The sequence below is a fragment of the Streptomyces venezuelae genome, from assembly GCF_008642315.1.
Lineage (GTDB): Bacteria > Actinomycetota > Actinomycetes > Streptomycetales > Streptomycetaceae > Streptomyces > Streptomyces venezuelae_D.
Window position 1 is genome coordinate 4992310 of the sequence record NZ_CP029192.1, and the last position, 19120, is coordinate 5011429.

Genomic DNA, 19120 nt, shown 5'->3' on the forward strand with positions numbered 1-19120 from the left:
GCCGTTCGAGGCGGGCGTGGTCACAGGACCCGGGGTCGTGGGCCCGCGCGGCGGGACGACGTGAGCAGGCCCCGTACGGTCGACAGCCAGCCCACCGCCACGATCGCCGCCGCCACCGAGAGACCGAGCGTCCCGATCAGCGGCAGCGCGATGCCGATGCCGCCGCCGACCACCCAGGCCATCTGGAGCAGCGTCTCGGAACGGGCGAACGCGGACGTGCGGACCTGCTCGGGGACGTCCCGCTGCAGCAGCGCGTCCAGGGACAGCTTGGAGAGGGCCTGCGCGAAGCCGGCGCAGGCGCCGAGGCAGGCCACGCCCACCGCCCCGAAGAACACCGCGGACGTGATCGCCACGCCGAGCACCACCCCGACCACCGTCACGATGATCAGCTCCGGGGCGCGCGATTTCAGCCAGGCGCCGACGGCCGTGCCCAGCGCGTTGCCCGCACCCGCCGACACGCCCACGATGCCGAGCGACACCGCCGCGCTCTGGCCCGCGAGCGGATGCTCCCGCAGCAGGAACGCCAGGAAGAAGATGAGGAAGCCGGACAGGCAGCGCAGCGACGCGTTCGCGGCGAGGGCGTGGGTGACGGCGGGGCCGACCGTACGCAGCCCGAGGCGCCGTTTGCGGGACGTGTCGGAGGCCGCCTCGGCGCGGGCGTGCAGATGCAGGTGCTCCTCGTCCGCGGCGAGCAGTGCCTTGCTCTCGCCCTTGGACGAGTCCACCTTGTGCGGCAGCGAGAACGACAGGACCATCCCCGAGACGAAGATCACGAAGGCGCCGAAAAGGGGCCATCGCGGACCGACCGCCTGTAGCCCCGCGCCCATCGGCGCCGCGACGGCCGTGGCGAGCAGACCGCCGAGCGTGACCCGGGAGTTCGCCTTGACCAGGGAGAACCCCGGTGGCAGGAGGCGTGGCACGACCGCGCTTCGCACCACTCCGTACGCCTTCGACGCGACCAGCACGCCGAGCGCGGCCGGGTACAGCTCCACGCTGCCCGACACGACCGCGCCCGAGAGCACGAGCGCGAGCAGGGCCCGCGCCAGCATCGCGCCCGCCATCGCGGCGCGGCGGCCGTGCGGCAGGCGGTCCAGGAGCGGGCCGATGACGGGGGCGAGGAGCGTGAACGGCGCCATCGTGATCGCCAGGTACAGCGCGACACGGCCGCGGGCCTCGTCCGTCGGCACGGAGAAGAACACGGTCGAGGCGAGCGCCACGGTGATCATGACGTCGCCCGCGCCGTTCACGGCGTGCAGCTCGATGAGCTTGCCGAGGCCCGACTCGCCCGCTCCGTGGGCGTGGGTGGCCTTGCGGATGCCGCGGGCGGTGCCGGTGAAGGGGAGGTGCAGCGCGCGGCCGAGCGCGCGGGCGGTCCGTCTCGCCGGGCCCGGCGAGACGGTTCCTGTTCCTGCGGACATCGACCTGGTGGGGGCCACCCCGTCATAGTGCCCTGTTGGGGGCCTCACTAGTACGGATACTGGCTGTGAGCCCGTGGCGCCGCCTCTCCGCCGCTCCGCGGCGGGGTGGGGGTGGTTGCCCTGCGCCGTCCGGGCGGGAGTGCTTCGCCGCTCCGCGGCGGGTTTCCCACCCACCCACCCGTTTGCCCGGCACCGTGCGGTGGGCGTGGGGGTGCTTGTCCCGCACCGTGCGGTGGGCGCAATGCTCCGCCGCTCCGCGGCGGACTCCCCACCCACCCACCCGTTTGCCCCGCACCGTGCGGTGGGCGTGGGGGTGGTTGCCCTGCGCCGTCCGGGCGGGAGTGCTTCGCCGCTCCGCGGCGGGTTCCCCACCCACCCACCCGTTTGCCCCGCACCGTGCGCTGGGCGCAACACCCCGCCGCTCCGCGGCGTCACACCCGCCCGCCACGCGGGGAAAGGGTGGGTGGGTGGGGAAAACGCCGCGCAGCGGCGACGGGGGAGGGATGCGGTGCCGGGCGCCGTGTGCCGGGTGCAGTGGTGCGGGGGAGGCCCCGAGCCGCGTGCCGAGTGTCGTGGTGCGGGGGGCCCTGGCTGCGTGCCGGGTGTCGTGGTGCGGGAGGCACTGGGCTGCGTGGCGGGTGTTGTGGTGTGGGGAGGGGGCGTCGGGGGGTTTTGGGGGGGTATCGGTGGGGTGGTGTGGTGGGTGTGGGCGGGGGGTGCGGGGGCGGCTCGGGGCGCGGTGGCGTACGTCGGTGTAGGCCCAGGGGCCAGGAGAAGGTAGCGTGCGTAGCGCGCCTGCGGCGGTTGTTCTTGGCCGCGCGCCTCTCGGTCATCCCGCAGAATGGGTGACGTAGGTGCGCCCCGGAACGTCGGGCGCGGACGTTGACGCGGCCCTCTGGTCCGCTCCGTCCGCACCCCCGCGTAAAGGTGGCGCACTCGTGAGACGGCGTAGGAGAGAAGCGATACTTGTGAGCGCAGCGACAACGCGAAGCCGTACCCCGCGCACCCCGCGTACCCCCGACCGCCTCTGCGCCGAGGCGGTGGGCCTGGCACGTGCCGCGGCCGAGGAGGCCGCCGCGCCCGGTGTGGTCGGTGAGCATGTCGAGGTCGTCGTCGAGGGCGACCGCGTCGTCACGCACTTGTTCGAGTGCAAGGAGTTCGGGTACCGGGGCTGGCGCTGGGCCGTGACCGTGGCCCGCGCCTCGCGGGCGAAGGTCGTCACCCTCGACGAGACCGTGCTGCTGCCGGGCCCCGACGCGCTGCTCGCCCCCGAGTGGGTGCCGTGGAGCGAGCGGCTCCGGCCGGGCGACATGGGTCCGGGCGACCTGCTGCCGACCGATGCGGAAGACCTGCGGCTCGAGCCCGGGTACTCCGGCGAGGAGGAGCCGCCGCCGAACTCCGTGGTCTCGGAGGAGATGGCCGAGCTCGTCGAGGCGGAGGACGCCGAGGTGACGGCGGGGCCGCCCGCCGAGCTGCCGGTGCCGCCCGCCCGCGGCTCCATCGCCGCGGTCGCCGAGGAGCTCGGCATGCGCCGGGCGAGGGTCCTTTCGCGGTACGGGCTGCATGTCGCGGCGGACCGCTGGGACGAGGCGTACGGGGCGAAGACCCCGATGGCGCAGGCGGCGCCCGCCGCGTGCGTCAGCTGTGGCTTCCTCGTGCGGATCGGCGGCTCGCTCGGGCAGGCGTTCGGCATCTGCGGCAACGAGTTCGGGCCCGCGGACGGGCACGTCGTGTCGCTGTCGTACGGGTGCGGGGGCCACTCGGAGGCTGCGGTCATGCCGAAGCCGCCGCGTCCCGCGCCGCCCGTCCTCGACGAGACGCGCGTGGACGTGCTGCCGCTGCGCCCCGGCGCGGACTCCGGCTCCGTGAGCGCGGAGGGCCCCGGCGAGGACCTCGGGCACTCGTAGGAGCGGGCCGCTGACCCCGTCGGCGGCTGGTCCGTCACGAACGGCGCGTGACCCACCGGGACCTCGCCGACCGCCAGGTCGGAGAAGACCAGCGTCAGGTCGTGTGCGTTGGTGTCGATGCGCACCTCGTGGAAGTCGATGCCGATCTCCTTGGACCAGCGCTCGGCCGCCTTCGACTCCCGGACCAGCGACGCTCCGGGGTACATGGCGTGGCACTGCACGCCCCAGACGTAGCCGCCGAGGTCCGGGTCGGCACTCTCGTGGTCCAGGAGACGGTCGTCCAGCGACTCCCGCCAGGTGTCGGCGGCCAGGGACGTCTCGCAGCGGGCCTCGACGCAGTACCGGAAGAGGTGGCGCGGGTAGGCCGGGGGCACGCCGGTGCGCGGGTCGGCCGTCGCGTGGATGATGACCTCGTAGTCGCGCATGTAGTTGGTGGAGCCGTGGTGCACGACGGCGTGGTCGAACGTCTCTTCCAGGTGCTGTTCGAGTAGAGCGATGTCCATGCGTCGCTTTCCACCTCACCCGACGGTCCGGCCGTCACGGGATTTCGCCGGGCCGTCCGGCCCCCGACCCGCCTCCCCGGACGCGGTAGCGTTCGCCCGCAAGGCACGTCGCCCCACCCCACGCATGCATGGCCCACCCCCAGAGGAGACAGTCGACCGTGAGCAAGAACGTGCGGCCGGCGGCCGAGGGCACGGATCCCTTCGGCACCGCCCGCCTCCGCCGCGGAGTACTCGACGCATGGGCGGCCGCCCCGGCCCGTTTCCGTGAGGACGCCAACGCCGAGGAGGACCTCGCCCTCGGCGGCTACCGCGACCGCCTCGTCGTCGAGCTCGCGCAGAACGCCTCGGACGCCGCCGCCCGCGCGGGCGTTCCCGGCCGCCTCGCGTTGACGCTGCGCGGCGGGGTCCTCGCCGCCGCCAACAGCGGCGCGCCGCTCGACGCCACCGGGGTCGAGTCCCTCTCCACGCTCAGGGCCTCCGCGAAGCGGGAGCCGAGAGAGGCGGAGGCGGCCACGGACGGGCGCCCCGGCTCCGTCGGCCGCTTCGGCGTCGGCTTCGCAGCCGTCCTCGCCGTCTCCGACGAGCCCGCCGTCGTCGGCCGCACCGGCGGCGTCCGCTGGTCGCTGTCCGAGGCGCGGGCACTGGCCGCCGAGACCGCCCGGTTCAGTCCGGGCCTCGGGGACGAGGTGCGACGGCGTGACGGTCACGTGCCGCTGCTCCGCCTCCCGTTCGCCGCCGAGGGCACCGCCCCCGAGGGCTACGACACCGTCGTCATCCTGCCGCTGCGCGACGCCGCCGCCGAGGACCTCGTCGCCCGCCTCCTCGACGGCGTCGACGACGCGCTGCTCCTCGCCCTGCCGGGGCTCGAAGAAGTCAGCATCGAGACCCCGGACGGGACGACGCGCACGCTGCGCCGCCGCACCGAGGCCCCGTACACCGTCATCGAGGACAGCCGTGACGGCACGACCCGCTGGCGCACCGTCAGCAGGCAGGGACCCATCGAGCCCGCGCTCCTGAAGGGCCGGCCCGTCGAGGAGCGGCTGCGTCCGCACTGGTCGGTGACGTGGGCCGTGCCCGCGGGGGCCGACGGCGCCCCGGAGCGGCCGGTCACCAGCCCCGTCGTGCACGCGCCGACGCCGAGCGACGAGCCGCTGGGCGTACCGGCGCTGCTCATCGCCTCGTTCCCGCTGGACACCGCGCGGCGGCACGCCGCTCCGGGGCCGCTCACCGACTTCCTGGTGCAGCGGGCCGCCGACGCGTACGTCGAACTGCTCGCCGACTGGCGGCCGGTCACCGAGGGGATCATCTCCCTCGTGCCGGGGCCGCTCGGCAAGAGCGAGCTGGACGGCGCGCTGCGCCAGGGCATCCTGGACCGGCTGCCCCGCACCGCCTTCCTGCCGCCCGCGCTGCCCCGCGCCGAGGGCGACGAGGACGAGCTGCCGGAGGCCCTGCGGCCGCGTGACGCGGAGGTCGTCGAGGGCGCGGGCGCCGACACGGTCCGGGTTCTCGCCGAGGTGCTGCCGTGCCTGCTGCCCGCGGGTCTGGAGCGCCGCGCCGAGCTGCGCACGCTGGGCGTGGCGCGGATCGCGCTGACGGAGGCGGTGGACCGGCTCGCGGGCCTGGAGCGTGAGCCCGGCTGGTGGCGGCGGCTGTACGACACGCTGGCCGGGGTCGACCCGGACCGGCTCTCGGGCCTTCCGGTGCCGCTGGCGGGCGGGCCGACGCCTGCGCAGCACGGTTACGAGGAGGGCGCACCGGAGACCGGTGGGCGCGCCACCCGCACGACCATCGGCCCCCGCCAGGTCCTCCTCCCCACCCCCGGCGGAGACGACCGGCACGGCGGCGACGCCGACCCCGCCGTCCTCGCCCGGCTCGGCCTGAAGATCGCCCACCCGGACGCCGCCCATCCGCTCCTGGAGAAGCTCGGAGCGCTGCCCGCCACGCCCCGCGCCGTCCTCACGACCCCGCAGGTCCGTGCCGCCGTCGCCGCGTCGCTCGACGACGACACGTGGGACGAGGAGGCCCTGGACGCCGAGGAGTTGGCGGACGTCGTGCTCGCGCTCGTACGGGACGCGAACCTCGCGCCCGGCGACGAGCCGTGGCTGGCCGCGCTCGCGCTGCCCGACGAGGACGGCGAGCTCGCCCCCGCCGGCGAACTCGTCCTCCCCGGCAGCGACTTCGCGCAGGTCATGAGGGACGACGAACTGGCGCTCGTCGACCGGGAACTGGCCGACCGGTGGGGCGAGCAGCCGCTCGCCGCGTGTGGTGTGCTCGCCGGGTTCGCTCTCGTACGTGCCACGGATGTCGTCCTCGACCCCGATGAACTGGAGCCCCGTGACGGGGACTTCCCCGAGCCGGACGACGCGGGTCTGCTTGACGCCGTGGACGTGTGGTGCGAGGACGTCCTCGACCGGCTGCCCGACACGCCGGTGCCGCCGGTGGCGACCGAGATCGTCGCCGTACGGGACCTGGACCTGGTCGACGACGACTGCTGGCCGCAGGCCCTCGCCATGCTGTCGCGCCCGCCGCTGCGGGACGCGCTGACGCAGCCGTTGAGGGTGCTGCTGCCGGACGGGACGACGGAGACGGTCCGTTCGTACACGGCGTGGTGGCTGCGCGGGCATCCGGTCCTCGGCGGCCGCCGGCCCGCCGGACTGCGGGCGGAGGGCGGCGATCCGCTGCTCGTCGGGCTGTACGACGCGGCGGACGCGTCCGGCTTCGAGGACGAGCAGGTGCTGCGGGCGCTGGGCGTGCGGACGTCCGTGAGCGCCCTGCTGGCCGAGCCGGGCGGGGCGGCCGAGCTGCTCGACCGGCTCGCGGACCCGGAGCGGACCGTTTCCGCGGACCAGCTCCACGCGCTGTACGGGGCGCTGGCCGACCTCGACCCGGAGCAGGTGACGCTCCCCGACGAGCTGCGTGCGGTGGTGGACGGCGAGGTCGTGGTGGTCGACGCGGCGGACGCGGTGGTCGCCGACGCCCCCGACCTGCTGCCGGTGGCCGGCGGGGTGGCGCTGCTGCCGGTGCAGCCGGGCCGGGCCGCGGATCTGGCGGAGCTCTTCCAGGTGCGGCGGCTCAGCGAGACGGCGGCGGTGGAGCCGTCGGGGGAGGGCGTCGAGCACGACGTCCCCGAGTCGGTGCGGATCCTGCTGGGGGAGGGCACGCCGGAGACGTACGTCGAGTACGACGAGCTGGTCGCCGGGGGCGTGGAGCTGGACTGGCGCCGCACGCCGGACGGCGCGGTGCACGCGGCGACCCTGGAGGGCGTGGCGGCGGGCCTCGCATGGGCCGCGGGCCAGTGGCCGCGCCGCTTCGAGGTGGCGGCGCTGCTCGAAGATCCCTCACGCACGGAGGAACTGGCGCGGGACCGTTGGTTCGACTGAGGGAAGGAGGGGAGGCGCACTATAGGGCGTCTACGGGCGTCGAATGTGACGTTCGGAAGCGCGGTCACATTTTCTTCACGTGGTGTACAACCAGTCGCCCCTGTTGGGAGTCGGATCTTCCGAGTCAACAGACTCCTAGATCACTCGGTACCCGCGTGACGCGCCTCGCGCTCCGCGGGTCCCCTTCTCCACCTGGGGAAACACATGCGCATCCGTGCCACCGTGGCCGCACTGTCCGGCACCCTGGCCCTTTCCGCACTCGCTCTTCCGGCCGCCCAGGCCGCGGACGCCCCGAAGGCGCTGGAAGCCGCCACCTTCGCCGCCAAGGCATCGGCCGACGCCAGCGAGGGCGACACCAAGATCACGAAGGTCACCGTCAACGGTGGCAAGGACATCGTCGTCGGCACCTCCGCCAAGAAGACGGTCAAGATCGCCATCACCGCGACGGACCCGACCGGCATCGAGGACGCCACCGCGCTCCTGTGGCACGGCACGTCCTTCGACCGGAACCACATCGACGGTTCGATGGTCCCCAAGTCGGAGAGCGGCGACTGTAGGGCCGTGAACGCGACCACGTCCACCTGCACTGTGACGGTCGTCGCCGACCCGAAGGAGAACATCTACGGCAACGTCCTGGCCGGCAAGTGGAAGGTCTGGACGCTCGCCCAGGGCAAGGACGGCGACTACGTCCAGAAGGGCGCCTACGCCACCAACGTCTCTGTGAAGCGCGCCGCCCGCCTCACCACCAACGCTTCTCCCGAGCCCATCAAGAAGGGCAAGACCCTGACGGTCACCGGCGCCCTGACCCGCGCCAACTGGGAGACCTCGAAGTACGCCGGCTACACCAAGCAGTCCGTGAAGCTGCAGTACAAGAAGAAGGGTGCCAGCAGCTACACCACCCTCAAGACCATCAAGTCCGACACCAAGGGCAACCTGAAGACCACCGTCAAGGCCTCGGCCGACGGCTACTTCCGGTACGTCTTCGCGGGTACCTCCACCACCCCGTCCGTGACGTCGACCGCCGACTTCGTCGACGTCCGCTAGTCCGGGACTACGCCGGAAAGCGGCGGTCCACCCAGCGGTAGACGACCTCGATGACCAGTGAGGCCACCGCCGCTATCGCGACCGCCGCCCACGGCATCGTCGTGCCCACCAGCTTCAGCTGGAAGAAGTCCTGGAGCCAGGGCACGGTCAGCACGAGCAGGAAGCCGAGACCCATCGCGCCGATCAGGCCGATCCGCCACCACGTGTAGGGGCGGGCGATGATGGCGAGGACCCACATGGCGATCAGGAACAGCGCCAGCGTGGCCGCGCTGGTCTCGGCTTCCCGCGCGCCCGCGCCGTCGTAGTGGTGCCGGGCCAGCAGGTACGTCACGAACGTGGCGACGCCCGCGACGACGCCGCCCGGGATCGCGTACCGCATGACCCTGCGGACGAAGTGCGGTTTCGCGCGCTCCTTGTTGGGGGCCAGCGCGAGGAAGAAGGCCGGGACGCCGATCGTCAGCGTGGAGAGCAGCGTCAGGTGGCGGGGCAGGAAGATGTACTCGACCTGCGAGCAGACGACGAGCAGCGCGATGATCACCGAGTAGACGGTCTTCACCAGGAACAGCGTGGCGACGCGCGTGATGTTGCCGATGACGCGGCGGCCCTCGGCGACGACGGACGGCAGCGTCGCGAAGCTGTTGTTGAGGAGCACGATCTGGGCGACCGCGCGGGTCGCCTCGGAGCCCGAGCCCATCGAGACGCCGATGTCGGCGTCCTTGAGGGCGAGTACGTCGTTCACGCCGTCGCCCGTCATCGCCACGGTGTGGCCGCGTGACTGGAGGGCGCCGACCATGTCGCGCTTCTGCTGCGGGGTGACGCGGCCGAAGACGGAGTTGTCGTCGAGGGCCTGGCCCATCTCGTCCCGCTCGGTGGGCAGCTTGCGCGCGTCCACGGTGTTCTCGGCGCCGGGCAGGCCGAGCTTGCCCGCGACGGCGCTCACCGAGACGGCGTTGTCGCCGGAGATGACCTTCGCGGAGACGTTCTGCTCCTCGAAGTAGCGCAGGGTGTCGGCGGCGTCGGGCCGCAGCCGCTGCTCCAGGACGACCAGGGCGGTGGCCTTCGTGCCGGACGCCACCTCGGGGTTGTCCAGGTCCTTGTCGGCGCGGGCGAGGAGCAGCACGCGCAGGCCCTGCTTGTTGAGGTCCTCGATCTCGGCGAGGGAGGCGTCGCCGTCGGGCAGGAGCACGTCGGGGGCGCCGAGCAGCCAGGTCGACGTGGTGCCGTCGCCCTCGCTGAAGGAGGCGCCGCTGTACTTGCGGGCGGAGGAAAACGGCAGCGACTCCGTGCAGCGCCACTCCTCGCTGTCGGGGTAGGAGTCGATGATCGCCTGGAGCGAGGCGTTGGGGCGGGGGTCGGATTCGCCGAGGGCGCCGAGGACCTTGCGCACGTACGTCTCGTCGGCGCCGTCCAGCGGGCGCAGTTCGGTGACGTCCATGCCGCCCTCGGTGAGGGTGCCGGTCTTGTCGAGGCAGACCGTGTCGACGCGGGCGAGGCCCTCGATGGCGGGGAGCTCCTGCACCAGGCACTGTTTGCGGCCGAGCCGGATGACGCCGATCGCGAAGGCCACGGAGGTGAGGAGGACGAGCCCCTCCGGGATCATGGGGACGATCCCGCCGACCGTGTAGGCGATGGACTCCTTGAAGTTGTCGTCCTTGACGACGAGCTGGGAGATGACCAGGCCGATGGAGGTCGGCACCATCAGCCACGTCACGTACTTGAGGATCGTGGAGATGCCGGTGCGCAGCTCGGAGTGGACGAGGGTGAAGCGGCTCGCCTCCTCGGCGAGCTGTGCCGCGTAGGCCTCGCGGCCGACCTTGGTGGCCTTGAAGGCGCCGCCGCCCGCGACCACGAACGAGCCCGACATCATCTTGTCGCCGGGTTTCTTGATGACGGGGTCGGCCTCACCGGTGAGGAGCGACTCGTCGACTTCGAGGCTGTCGGTCTCGACGGCCTCGCCGTCGACGGGGATCTTGTCGCCGGGCCCGAGCTCCACCAGGTCGCCGAGGACGATCTCGGAGGCGGAGACCTCGGCGGCCCGTCCGTCGCGGCGGACGGTGGGTTTGGCCTCGCCGATGACGGCGAGACTGTCCAGCGTCTTCTTGGCACGCCACTCCTGGACGATGCCGATGCCGGTGTTGGCGACGATCACGAAGCCGAAGAGGCTGTCCTGGATCGGCGCGACGAACAGCATGATCACCCAGAGCACGCCGATGATCGCGTTGAAGCGGGTGAAGACGTTGGCCCGGACGATTTCGCTCAGGGAGCGCGAACTCCGTACCGGTACGTCGTTGACCTCGCCGCGCGCGACCCTCTCGGCCACTTCCGCGGAGGTCAGGCCGGTGGCCCGCCCTTTGGGTGGTGGCACCGGGTGGACCGGGTCGAGCTCGGCGCCCGCGTCGATATGCGTCATGCATTCGACGGTAAGGGGGGTCTTGCGGCTTCACCCCTTGAATGCCCCAAAGATCCGACCAGGGTAGGACGCGTCCCGTCCTGTGGTTGTACGGACCGCCGACGGGCTACTGGGGCTGTGTGACCTTCGACCTCTTGATCGCGGCGTCGCGCTTGCGTACGTACCAGATGCCGATGAGGCCGAGGCCCGCGCCGGCCAGGCAGGTCCACACCCACCAGGTGGCGTCGCGGTCGTCGAACCAGCCGTAGAACGGCAGCTGGACCAGGAAGAGGACGAACCAGAGGATCGTGCCACCGGTGATGGTGGAGACCACGGGGCCCTCCAGGGGCTCCGGCGCCTCGTGCTTGGGGGTCCACTTCGCCATGGGTACAGCTTACGAGGCGGGGTCGGGGGTGTGTACACCCGTTGCCCCGCTGGGGTCTACGCGCGGAGATAGCGATTTCGGCTTCATGTATTCATACTGAAACGGCTCGTTAATGGCCGATTGCTTTCGTACGAAGAAACAAAGCACTCAAGTTCCGCCGCTTAACGATCTTTCCCTTCCCTGAGCTCATGAGGTCACGCATGTCTCCCTCGGCCAGCGCCCCGGTCGACGCCAAAACGCCGCAGCCGCAGCCCCCTCAGGGCGGCCTCGACAGGTACTTCAAGATCACCGCGCGCGGCTCGACCCTCGCCAGGGAAGTCCGCGGCGGCTTCGCCACCTTCTTCGCGATGGCCTACATCGTCGTGCTGAACCCGATCATCCTCGGCAGCGCGAAGGACATGTACGGGCACCAGCTCGACAACAAGCAGCTCGTCACCGCGACCGTGCTGACCGCCGCCTTCACCACGCTCCTCATGGGCGTCATCGGCAACGTGCCCATCGCGCTCGCCGCGGGCCTCGGCGTCAACACCGTCGTCGCCCTCCAGCTCGCGCCCCGCATGTCGTGGCCCGACGCCATGGGCATGGTCGTCCTCGCCGGCTTCGTCGTGATGCTGCTGGTGGCGACCGGTCTGCGGGAACGCGTGATGAGCGCCGTGCCGCTGGGCCTGCGCAAGGGCATCGCCATCGGCATCGGCCTCTTCATCATGCTGATCGGCCTCGTCGACGCCGGCTTCGTCTCGCGCATGCCGGACATCGCGCACACCACCGTCCCGCTGCGGCTCGGCGCCGACGGACACCTCAACGGCTGGCCCGTCCTCATCTTCGTGCTCGGCGTGCTGCTCACCCTCGTGCTCCTCGTGCGCAAGGTGCCGGGCGCGATCCTGCTCAGCATCGTCGTCATGACGGTCGTCGCGATGATCATCCACGCCGCGGCCGGGCTCAAGAGCGAGTCCTGGGGTCTGACCAGCCCGGAGTGGCCCGGCAACCCCGTGTCGACACCGGACTTCGGGCTCGTCGGCCAGATCAGCCTGTTCGGCGGCTTCGAGAAGGTCGGCGTCCTGACCGGCATCCTCTTCGTCTTCACCGTGCTGCTCTCGTGCTTCTTCGACGCGATGGGCACGATCATGGGCATCGGCGACGAGGCGAAGCTGACCGACGCCAACGGCAACATGCCCGGCATCAACAAGGTCCTCTTCGTCGACGGCATCGCCGTCGCCGCGGGCGGCGCCTCGTCCGCCTCCGCCACCACCTGCTTCGTGGAGTCCACCGCGGGCGTCGGCGAGGGTGCCCGCACGGGCTTCGCGAACGTCGTCACCGGCGGCCTCTTCGCCGTCGCGCTCTTCCTCACGCCGCTCGCCACGATGGTCCCGTCCCAGGCGGCCACGCCCGCGCTGCTCGCGGTCGGCTTCCTGATCCTGTCCGGGTCCATCGGGCAGATCGACTGGGCGGACTACACGATCGCGATCCCCGCGTTCGTGACGATGCTGATGATGCCGTTCACGTACTCGATCACGAACGGCATCGGCATGGGCTTCATCACCTTCACGGTGCTGCGGCTCGCGTCCGGGCGGGGGCGCGAGGTGCCGGTCGCGATGTACGCGGTGTCGGCGGTGTTCGCCTTCTACTACCTGATGCCGGCGCTGAACCTGACGTAGCCGCCGCGGCGGACCACGGCTCACGCAGCCCCGTAGAACTTCTCTGTCTCCTCGACGGACGCCTTGAAGCGCTCGTCGAAGTCGTCCCGAATGAGCGTCCGGACCACATAGTCCTGGACGCTCATTCCTCTTTTGGCCGCGTGCTGTCGGAGCCGGTCGAGCAGCTCACCGTCTATGCGCAGGCTGAGCACTGGCGATCCCATGCCTGACAGGGTCCTCGGCCCCCCGAGCCCGGTGCGTCACTTTCCGAAGTCACCTCACTCGTTCGGGTGACGAAATGGTTCGGTCTCGTACTTCTGGGAATCCAAGTGGTCTTTAGCTTGGGTAATGAGTTACGCTAACAAACATGCCGGACCTCTCCCATGGTGACGATGCCGTCGCCGTGAACGCCTTGCGCTCCGCTGTGATGCGCCTGTCCCGTCGACTCAAGCACCAGCGTGTCGACGAGTCGCTGAGCCCCACCGAGATGTCGGTGCTCGGCACCCTCGCCCGCTGCGGCTCCGCCACCCCGGGCGAGCTCGCCCGCAAGGAGCACGTGCAGCCGCCGTCGATGACCCGCATCGTGGCGCTGCTCGAGGCCAAGGGCCTGGTCCGGCTCGAGCCGCACCCCGAGGACCGCCGCCAGAAGGTGGTGACCCAGACGGAGACCGCCGAGGCCATGCTCGAAGAGAGCCGCCGCAAGCGGAACGCCTGGCTCGCCGGCCTGGCCGAGCACCTCGACGACGACGAGTGGGCGCGGCTCCGCGCCGCCGCTCCCGTACTGGAGAAGCTCGCGCACCTGTAGTCCCGCGGCCCCCCGCGGGCACTCCCGCACCCCGTGGGAGCCGTACGTACGCCAAGGAGGCGAACCCGCTTTGAGTACGGGATCCGGAGCAGACTCCGCCCCCGCACCAACCGCCCTCGACAAACCCGTCCGCCCTGCCAAGACCTCGATGTTCAGCTCGCTGAAGATCCGCAACTACCGGCTCTTCGCGACCGGCGCGGTCGTCTCGAACACCGGCACCTGGATGGCCCGCATCACCCAGGACTGGCTGGTGCTGAGCCTCACCGGCTCCTCCGCGGCCGTCGGCATCACCACGGCCATGCAGTTCCTGCCGATGCTGCTCCTCGGCCTGTACGGCGGCGTCATCGCCGACCGCTTCGCCAAGCGCAACCTGCTCTTCCTCACGCAGGGCGCGATGAGCCTCAGCGGGCTCTTCCTCGCGGCGCTGACCCTCAGCGGCCACGTCCAGGTCTGGCACGTCTACTTCGCGGCCTTCTTCACCGGCCTCGTCACCGTCGTCGACAACCCGACGCGGCAGTCCTTCGTGTCCGAGATGGTCGGACCCGACCAGGTCCGCAACGCCGTCTCGCTGAACTCCGCCAACTTCCAGTCCGCCCGCCTCATCGGCCCCGCCGTGGCGAGCGCGCTGACCGCCGCGGTCGGACCCGGCTGGGCGTTCCTCGCCAACGGCCTGTCCTTCCTCGCGCCGCTCACCGGCCTCATGCTGATGCGCACCGCCGAGCTGCACCACACCCCGCGCAAGCCGCGCGGCAAGGGGCAGCTGCGGGAAGGCCTGAACTACGTGTCGAAGAACCCCGAGCTGATCTGGCCGATCGTCCTCGTCGGCTTCATCGGCACCTTCGGCTTCAACTTCCCGATCTGGCTGAGCGCCTTCGCGGACGACATCTTCCACGGCGGCGTGGGGATGTACGGGCTGTTCAACACCCTCATGGCGATCGGTTCGCTGGCAGGCGCGCTGCTCGCGGCCCGGCGCGGCACGTCGCGGCTGCGCCTCCTCGCCGGGGCGGCCACCGCCTTCGGTGTGCTGCAGATCGTGGCCGCGTTCGCGCCCGAGCTGTGGATGTTCGTCGCGCTGATCGTGCCGATCGGCATCCTCGGCCTGACGGTGAACGTCACCGCCAACTCCTCGGTCCAGATGGCCACGGACCCGGAGATGCGGGGCCGTGTCATGTCGCTGTTCATGATGGTCTTCACCGGCGGCACGCCGCTCGGCGGCCCGCTCTTCGGCTGGCTCGCCGACGCGTACGGCGTGCGGATCAGCATGGCCGTCGGCGGTCTCGTCTGCGCCCTCGCCGCGGTCGGCGTCGGCCTGATGCTGGCCCGCGCCGCCGACCTGCGGCTGAAGGTGGACCTCCGCCGCGGCCGGCAGCACGTGCAGTTCGTACCGAGGGAGCGCGAGCTCGCGACGGCGGCGTGACGCCGGGCGGCGGGCAGCGGGGTCACGGTGGCCGGTCTGTGCCGCCGGGCCGATCGGCCGGTCGGATCGTGAGGCCGTCGGCCCACCACGGGCCTGTAGACCGGGCGTGGGCCCGTCCGACGGGCCCGCGGCCGTCGTGCGGGGATCGGTGGGCCCGTGGGGTCAGACTCGCCGGGCCAGGATCTGGCCCGGCCAGGCGTCGTCGACCGTGAACGACGACGTCCGTTCGAAGCCGTTGCTCTCGTAGTACGCGACGAGCTTGCCGTCGTCGCCCGCGTAGCAGTCGACCCGGAGCAGGGACACCCCCTGTCTCCGGGTCTCCCGCGCGGCGTGCGCGAGGAGCACGCGGCCCACGCCGCGGCCCGCGTGGCGGCGGTGGTCGGCGGCCAGCAGGTGGACGTACCGCTCGGGTTCGTCCGCCGCGGGGATGACGTCGCCGCCGGGCCCGTCGGTGAGCGTCACCGTGCCCGCGACCTCGCCGCCGATCTCCGCGATCCACGGTTCGCCCGTCGTCAGGTACTTCTCGACGAGCGCGACGGCCTTCGGATTCTCCGACCAGGGCTTGGTGCCCCACTGGCCGGTGCGCCCCTGCGAGACGAGCCACTCCACGGCCCCGTCGAAGAGCGCGAGGACGGCGGGAATGTCGTCGGCCCCGCCCTGCCTGATCTCTATCGGCTCATTCATGCGGGGAGGTTAGCGTCACCCCATGAGACTCTTCGCCGCGGTCCTCCCGCCGGACTCCGCGTCCACCGAACTCGCCGCCGCGGCGCACGCGTTGCGCGCACTGCCCGGTGCCGACGGGCTGCGCTGGACGGCCCGCGACAGCTGGCACTTCACCCTCGCCTTCATGGCCGAGGTCGACGAGGCGACCGTGCCGGACCTCACCGCCCGGCTTGAGCGTGCCGCGCACCGCACGCCGCCGTTCTCCCTGGCCCTGCGCGGCGGCGGACACTTCGGGGGCCGGGCGCTGTGGGCGGGCGCCGCGGGGGACGTGGCGGCGCTGCGGATGCTGGCCGCGCGCTCGGACGCGGCGGCGCGCAAGGCGGGCGTGACGATGGAGGAGCACCGGCACTACCGCCCCCACCTGACGCTGGCGCGTGCCGGGGGCGAGGACGACCTGCGGCCGTACGTCGACGCGCTCGCCGACTTCCGGGGCGCCGCGTGGACCGTGCGGGAGCTGACCCTCCTACGCAGCAATCTGCCGAGGAGCGGGGTGCCCGGGGAGCGCCCCCGGTACGAGGCCGTCGGGCGCTGGGTACTGGGAGGCGACGCGGGGGAGTCCGGCGGCGCCGGTTAACCTCGTCTGCGTGGACCCGAAAACCAGAAACCGGATCATGGCCGGTGTGCTCGTGCTGATGTTCGTCGTGGTGGCGGTGGCGGCCGCGTTCGGCTAGCCGCCGACGCGGCCGCCACCGGCCGCCCCCGTTCACCAGGCGAAGGACTCCGGTGAGGGGCCGGGGCCGGGGAAGATCTCGTCCAGCGCGTCGAGGACCTCGCCGGACAGGTCGAGGTCGACGGCGCGCAGTGCGGATTCGAGCTGCTCGGCCGTGCGGGGCCCGACGATCGGCGCGGTGACGCCGGGCCGGGTCAGCAGCCAGGCCAGCGCGACCTCGCCGGGCTCCAGGCCGTGCTTGTCGAGCAGGTCCTCGTACGCCTGGACGCGCGCGCGGACCTCCGGCTTCGCGAGCTCGGCGGCGGCGCGGCCGCCGGTGCGGCGCGACCCCTCGCCCTCCTTCTTCAGCACGCCCCCGAGCAGGCCGCCGTGCAGGGGCGACCACGGGATGACGCCGAGGCCGTAGTCCTGGGCGGCCGGGATGACCTCCATCTCGGCGTCGCGGGCGGCGAGGTTGTAGAGGCACTGCTCGCTGACGAGGCCGTAGCCGCCGAGGCGCCGGGCGGTCTCGTTGGCCTGGGCGATCTTGTAGCCGGGGAAGTTGGAGGAGCCCGCGTAGAGGATCTTGCCCTGCCTGACGAGGACGTCGACGGCCTGCCAGACCTCCTCGAACGGTGTCTGCCGGTCGATGTGGTGGAACTGGTAGAGATCGATGTGGTCGGTCTGGAGCCGGCGGAGGCTGTCCTCGACGGCGCGGCGGATGCTGAGCGCGGAGAGCCGTTCCTGGTTCGGCCAGGTCTCCTCCCCGTGCGGGGCCATGCTCCCGTAGACCTTGGTGGCCAGTACGACCTTGTCGCGGCGGCCGCCGCCCTGCGTGAACCAGGTGCCGAGGATCTCCTCGGTGCGGCCCTTGCCGGCGCTCTGGCCGTAGACGTTGGCGGTGTCGAAGAAGTTGACGCCCGCGTCGAGCGCGGCGTCCATGAGCGTGTGGCTGTCGGGTTCGTTGGTGAGCGGCCCGAAGTTCATGGTCCCGAGCGTGAGCCGGCTGACCTTGAGCCCTGTGCGTCCCAGCTGCGTGTACTTCATGGGGATCAAGCCAACGGGGTGGAGTGCGCTCTAGGCAAGGGGGTCGCGGCAGGCGGGGCGAGGTCAGTCGCGGGGGAACGTGTCGGTCGCGAGGACGAGGTCGACGACGGTGCCGGTCAGGTCGATCTCCTTGCCGAAGTCGGACTTGGACTCGGTGCGGTACTCGCCGTCCTTGGGGTCGGTGTGGACGTGGCAGCGGCCCTGGTAGGGGTCGACGATGAGGTACACGGGGACTTCGGCTTCGGCGTAGGTGGTCTTCTTCGGGCCGTAGTCGTTCAGGCCGGTGCCGCGGGAGATGACCTCGGCGATGAACTCGACGTCCTGGTAGCGCCAGCGGCCGTTCTCGTCCGGCTTCGCTCCGTCCTTCAACTTTGCGAGGTCGGGGCAGAAGCCGTTCTGGTCGCCAGGGAAGTCGATGCGCACGTCCGTCATCACCAGTGCATCCCGGCTGAACCTGTCATCCAGGGCGTAGAGCACCCTCCGGATGTGCTGCCAGTGCACATTCCGTTGCGGCACCATGTGGACGGCCCCCTCGACGACTTCCGCCTTGATTCCCTCGGGGACCAATCGCTCGATGAGCTCGAACCATCGGTCCAAGCTCCACTCGTCGTCGTCGGCCATCTCGATCCTGTCGGTCAGTACATCTACGACGGTCATCGTGGCACTCCTCCCCGGCCGCCCTCGGTCGAACGCAGTCGCGCAGTACAACGATACGCACGGTGACAAGGTCACGCGCCGCCCAGCCAGCCCGCCGCGTCGAGGCGGAACGCGTCCGGCGGTACGACCGCACGGAGGGACGACTCCAGGTCGGCCAGGCGGTCCGCGCCCAGGGTCGCCGCCCACTGGGCCCGCAGCTCGTCGAAGAGCGCCGCCGAGCGGCGGAGCGCGTCGATGCCGTGCGGGGTGAGGCGGACGAGTTTGCGGCGGGCGTCGGCGGGGTCGTCGGTGCGGGCCGCGTAGCCGAGGGCGATCAGGCGGTCGACCGTCTTGCCGGCCGCCTGCTTGGAGACGCCGAGGCGGCGTCCGACCTCGCTGGCCGTGGCGCCGTCCGGCCCGATGGCCTGCATGGCGAAGCCGTGCGCGGGGCGTACGTCGGGGTGGCCCTGGCGGGCGAGTTCGGCGTGCAGGCGGTCGATGAGGGTGCGGAAGCCGGCGAAGAGGAGGAGGGGGAGCTCGTAGCCCTTGCCAGGATCGTCAACCTGGTTTACTTTCTTCTTGTCGTCAACCATGTTGTCTATTCTAGGGGCCGGGTCGGCCCGCAGGGGGATACGCATGTTCACCGCACGCACACTGGAGACCGCACCGCCCGACTCGCGCCCCGCGATGGAGCGCACCGCCGCCGCCTTCGGGCAGGTGCCGGACGCCGTCGCGCGGCTCGCCGAGTCGCCCGAACTCCTCAACGGCTTCCTGGAGATGACCGCCGTCTTCGACCGGACGACCCTCGACCCCGTCGCCCGCGAGGTCGTCGTCATGACGGTGGCGACGCGCAACGACTGCCACATCTGCGTGACCCTGCACACCGGCAAGCTGCGCAAGCTGGGCGCGGGGTCCGAGCTGGTGAACGCCCTGCGCGAGCAGCGGCCCCTGGGTGACGAGCGCCTGGAGGCCGTCCGGCGGTTCACGCTCGCCGTCCTCGCCACGGCGGGCGGCGTACCGGACGACGACCTCCAGGCGTTCCTCGCCCACGGCCACACCGAACGCAACGCGCTCGAAGTCGTCCTCGGCATCGGCGCGTACACGATGTCGACGCTCGCCAACCGCCTCACGCGGGCGGCCTGACCGGCGCAACGCGCGACGTGGGTCAACTCCATTGCAATAC

General features: G+C 71.7%; 17 protein-coding genes. 9 read left to right on the top strand and 8 right to left on the bottom strand.

The window, feature by feature from the left end; translation table 11 throughout:
• Window positions 1–20 precede the first annotated feature (20 nt).
• Window positions 21–1418 (bottom strand): MFS transporter, encoded by a 1398-nt coding sequence (locus DEJ48_RS21890; protein ID WP_150221305.1) that lies wholly within the window; start codon window positions 1416–1418, stop codon window positions 21–23.
• Window positions 1419–2386: 968 nt separating this feature from the next.
• On the opposite strand from DEJ48_RS21890, the gene DEJ48_RS21900 reads away from it, so the two are divergent.
• The 4 genes from DEJ48_RS21900 to DEJ48_RS21915 all read left to right on the top strand — a co-directional run bounded on the left by DEJ48_RS21900 (window position 2387) and on the right by DEJ48_RS21915 (window position 8252).
• On the top strand, window positions 2387–3325 hold the full coding sequence (locus tag DEJ48_RS21900; RefSeq protein WP_150217795.1) for a DUF3027 domain-containing protein: 939 nt from the start codon (window positions 2387–2389) through the stop codon (window positions 3323–3325).
• 47 nt (window positions 3326–3372) lie between these two features.
• Window positions 3373–3816, top strand: a complete 444-nt coding sequence (locus DEJ48_RS39800; RefSeq protein ID WP_190537523.1) for a hypothetical protein — start codon at window positions 3373–3375, stop codon at window positions 3814–3816.
• Between the two features lie 170 nt (window positions 3817–3986).
• Window positions 3987–7208: a sacsin N-terminal ATP-binding-like domain-containing protein gene (locus DEJ48_RS21910; RefSeq protein ID WP_150217796.1), complete on the top strand. Its 3222-nt coding sequence runs from the start codon at window positions 3987–3989 to the stop codon at window positions 7206–7208.
• Between the two features lie 204 nt (window positions 7209–7412).
• A complete protein-coding gene (locus tag DEJ48_RS21915) occupies window positions 7413–8252 on the top strand; it encodes a DUF5707 domain-containing protein (RefSeq protein ID WP_150217797.1) in 840 nt (279 codons plus the stop codon).
• A gap of 7 nt (window positions 8253–8259) precedes the next feature.
• Here the strand turns inward: DEJ48_RS21915 and DEJ48_RS21920 are convergent, their stop codons facing one another.
• Together DEJ48_RS21920 and DEJ48_RS21925 are read right to left on the bottom strand one after the other, a co-directional pair.
• On the bottom strand, window positions 8260–10662 hold the full coding sequence (locus DEJ48_RS21920) for a cation-translocating P-type ATPase (protein WP_150217798.1): 2403 nt from the start codon (window positions 10660–10662) through the stop codon (window positions 8260–8262).
• A 106-nt stretch (window positions 10663–10768) separates the two neighbouring features.
• Window positions 10769–11026, bottom strand: coding sequence for a DUF2530 domain-containing protein (locus DEJ48_RS21925; RefSeq protein ID WP_055568429.1), 258 nt, complete (start codon window positions 11024–11026; stop codon window positions 10769–10771).
• Window positions 11027–11226: 200 nt separating this feature from the next.
• Between DEJ48_RS21925 and DEJ48_RS21930 the strand changes: the two genes are divergently transcribed.
• Window positions 11227–12681, top strand: a complete 1455-nt coding sequence (locus DEJ48_RS21930) for an NCS2 family permease (protein WP_150217799.1) — start codon at window positions 11227–11229, stop codon at window positions 12679–12681.
• A 20-nt stretch (window positions 12682–12701) separates the two neighbouring features.
• Here the strand turns inward: DEJ48_RS21930 and DEJ48_RS21935 are convergent, their stop codons facing one another.
• Window positions 12702–12884 carry a ribbon-helix-helix protein, CopG family gene (locus DEJ48_RS21935; protein ID WP_079075028.1) on the bottom strand — a complete coding sequence of 61 codons (183 nt, stop codon included), beginning with the start codon at window positions 12882–12884 and terminating at the stop codon, window positions 12702–12704.
• Window positions 12885–13027: 143 nt separating this feature from the next.
• Here DEJ48_RS21935 and DEJ48_RS21940 point away from each other — a divergent pair, with 143 nt between their 5' ends.
• Together DEJ48_RS21940 and DEJ48_RS21945 are read left to right on the top strand one after the other, a co-directional pair.
• The gene (locus DEJ48_RS21940; RefSeq protein ID WP_150169241.1) at window positions 13028–13465 is read left to right on the top strand and encodes a MarR family winged helix-turn-helix transcriptional regulator; all 438 of its coding nucleotides are present in this window, start codon (window positions 13028–13030) and stop codon (window positions 13463–13465) included.
• Window positions 13466–13535: 70 nt separating this feature from the next.
• A complete protein-coding gene (locus DEJ48_RS21945) occupies window positions 13536–14882 on the top strand; it encodes an MFS transporter (RefSeq protein WP_150217800.1) in 1347 nt (448 codons plus the stop codon).
• A 162-nt stretch (window positions 14883–15044) separates the two neighbouring features.
• On the opposite strand, the gene DEJ48_RS21950 is transcribed toward DEJ48_RS21945, so the two are convergent.
• Complete coding sequence (locus DEJ48_RS21950) at window positions 15045–15566, bottom strand: GNAT family N-acetyltransferase (RefSeq protein WP_150217801.1); 522 nt, start codon at window positions 15564–15566, stop codon at window positions 15045–15047.
• A 22-nt stretch (window positions 15567–15588) separates the two neighbouring features.
• Here DEJ48_RS21950 and thpR point away from each other — a divergent pair, with 22 nt between their 5' ends.
• Complete coding sequence (gene thpR, locus DEJ48_RS21955) at window positions 15589–16179, top strand: RNA 2',3'-cyclic phosphodiesterase (RefSeq protein ID WP_150217802.1); 591 nt, start codon at window positions 15589–15591, stop codon at window positions 16177–16179.
• Between the two features lie 129 nt (window positions 16180–16308).
• Here the strand turns inward: thpR and DEJ48_RS21960 are convergent, their stop codons facing one another.
• The 3 genes from DEJ48_RS21960 to DEJ48_RS21970 all read right to left on the bottom strand — a co-directional run bounded on the left by DEJ48_RS21960 (window position 16309) and on the right by DEJ48_RS21970 (window position 18530).
• The gene (locus tag DEJ48_RS21960) at window positions 16309–17301 is read right to left on the bottom strand and encodes an aldo/keto reductase (protein ID WP_150217803.1); all 993 of its coding nucleotides are present in this window, start codon (window positions 17299–17301) and stop codon (window positions 16309–16311) included.
• 63 nt (window positions 17302–17364) lie between these two features.
• Entirely contained in the window at window positions 17365–17958 is a 594-nt protein-coding gene (locus DEJ48_RS21965; protein WP_150217804.1) for a Uma2 family endonuclease, read from the bottom strand.
• A 71-nt stretch (window positions 17959–18029) separates the two neighbouring features.
• A complete protein-coding gene (locus tag DEJ48_RS21970; RefSeq protein ID WP_150217805.1) occupies window positions 18030–18530 on the bottom strand; it encodes a MarR family winged helix-turn-helix transcriptional regulator in 501 nt (166 codons plus the stop codon).
• A gap of 43 nt (window positions 18531–18573) precedes the next feature.
• Here DEJ48_RS21970 and DEJ48_RS21975 point away from each other — a divergent pair, with 43 nt between their 5' ends.
• Window positions 18574–19080 carry a carboxymuconolactone decarboxylase family protein gene (locus tag DEJ48_RS21975; protein ID WP_150217806.1) on the top strand — a complete coding sequence of 169 codons (507 nt, stop codon included), beginning with the start codon at window positions 18574–18576 and terminating at the stop codon, window positions 19078–19080.
• Window positions 19081–19120: the final 40 nt, after the last annotated feature.

Coding starts and splice junctions, on each gene's coding strand:
- DEJ48_RS21970 (WP_150217805.1), bottom strand. CDS start 18,530: ATGGTTGACGACAAGAAGAAAGTAAACCAGGTTGACGATCCTGGCAAG.
- DEJ48_RS21950 (WP_150217801.1), bottom strand. CDS start 15,566: ATGAATGAGCCGATAGAGATCAGGCAGGGCGGGGCCGACGACATTCCC.
- DEJ48_RS21920 (WP_150217798.1), bottom strand. CDS start 10,662: ATGACGCATATCGACGCGGGCGCCGAGCTCGACCCGGTCCACCCGGTG.
- DEJ48_RS21935 (WP_079075028.1), bottom strand. CDS start 12,884: ATGGGATCGCCAGTGCTCAGCCTGCGCATAGACGGTGAGCTGCTCGAC.
- DEJ48_RS21890 (WP_150221305.1), bottom strand. CDS start 1,418: ATGTCCGCAGGAACAGGAACCGTCTCGCCGGGCCCGGCGAGACGGACC.
- DEJ48_RS21960 (WP_150217803.1), bottom strand. CDS start 17,301: ATGAAGTACACGCAGCTGGGACGCACAGGGCTCAAGGTCAGCCGGCTC.
- DEJ48_RS21930 (WP_150217799.1), top strand. CDS start 11,227: ATGTCTCCCTCGGCCAGCGCCCCGGTCGACGCCAAAACGCCGCAGCCG.
- thpR (WP_150217802.1), top strand. CDS start 15,589: ATGAGACTCTTCGCCGCGGTCCTCCCGCCGGACTCCGCGTCCACCGAA.
- DEJ48_RS21975 (WP_150217806.1), top strand. CDS start 18,574: ATGTTCACCGCACGCACACTGGAGACCGCACCGCCCGACTCGCGCCCC.
- DEJ48_RS21925 (WP_055568429.1), bottom strand. CDS start 11,026: ATGGCGAAGTGGACCCCCAAGCACGAGGCGCCGGAGCCCCTGGAGGGC.
- DEJ48_RS21965 (WP_150217804.1), bottom strand. CDS start 17,958: ATGACCGTCGTAGATGTACTGACCGACAGGATCGAGATGGCCGACGAC.
- DEJ48_RS21915 (WP_150217797.1), top strand. CDS start 7,413: ATGCGCATCCGTGCCACCGTGGCCGCACTGTCCGGCACCCTGGCCCTT.
- DEJ48_RS21940 (WP_150169241.1), top strand. CDS start 13,028: ATGCCGGACCTCTCCCATGGTGACGATGCCGTCGCCGTGAACGCCTTG.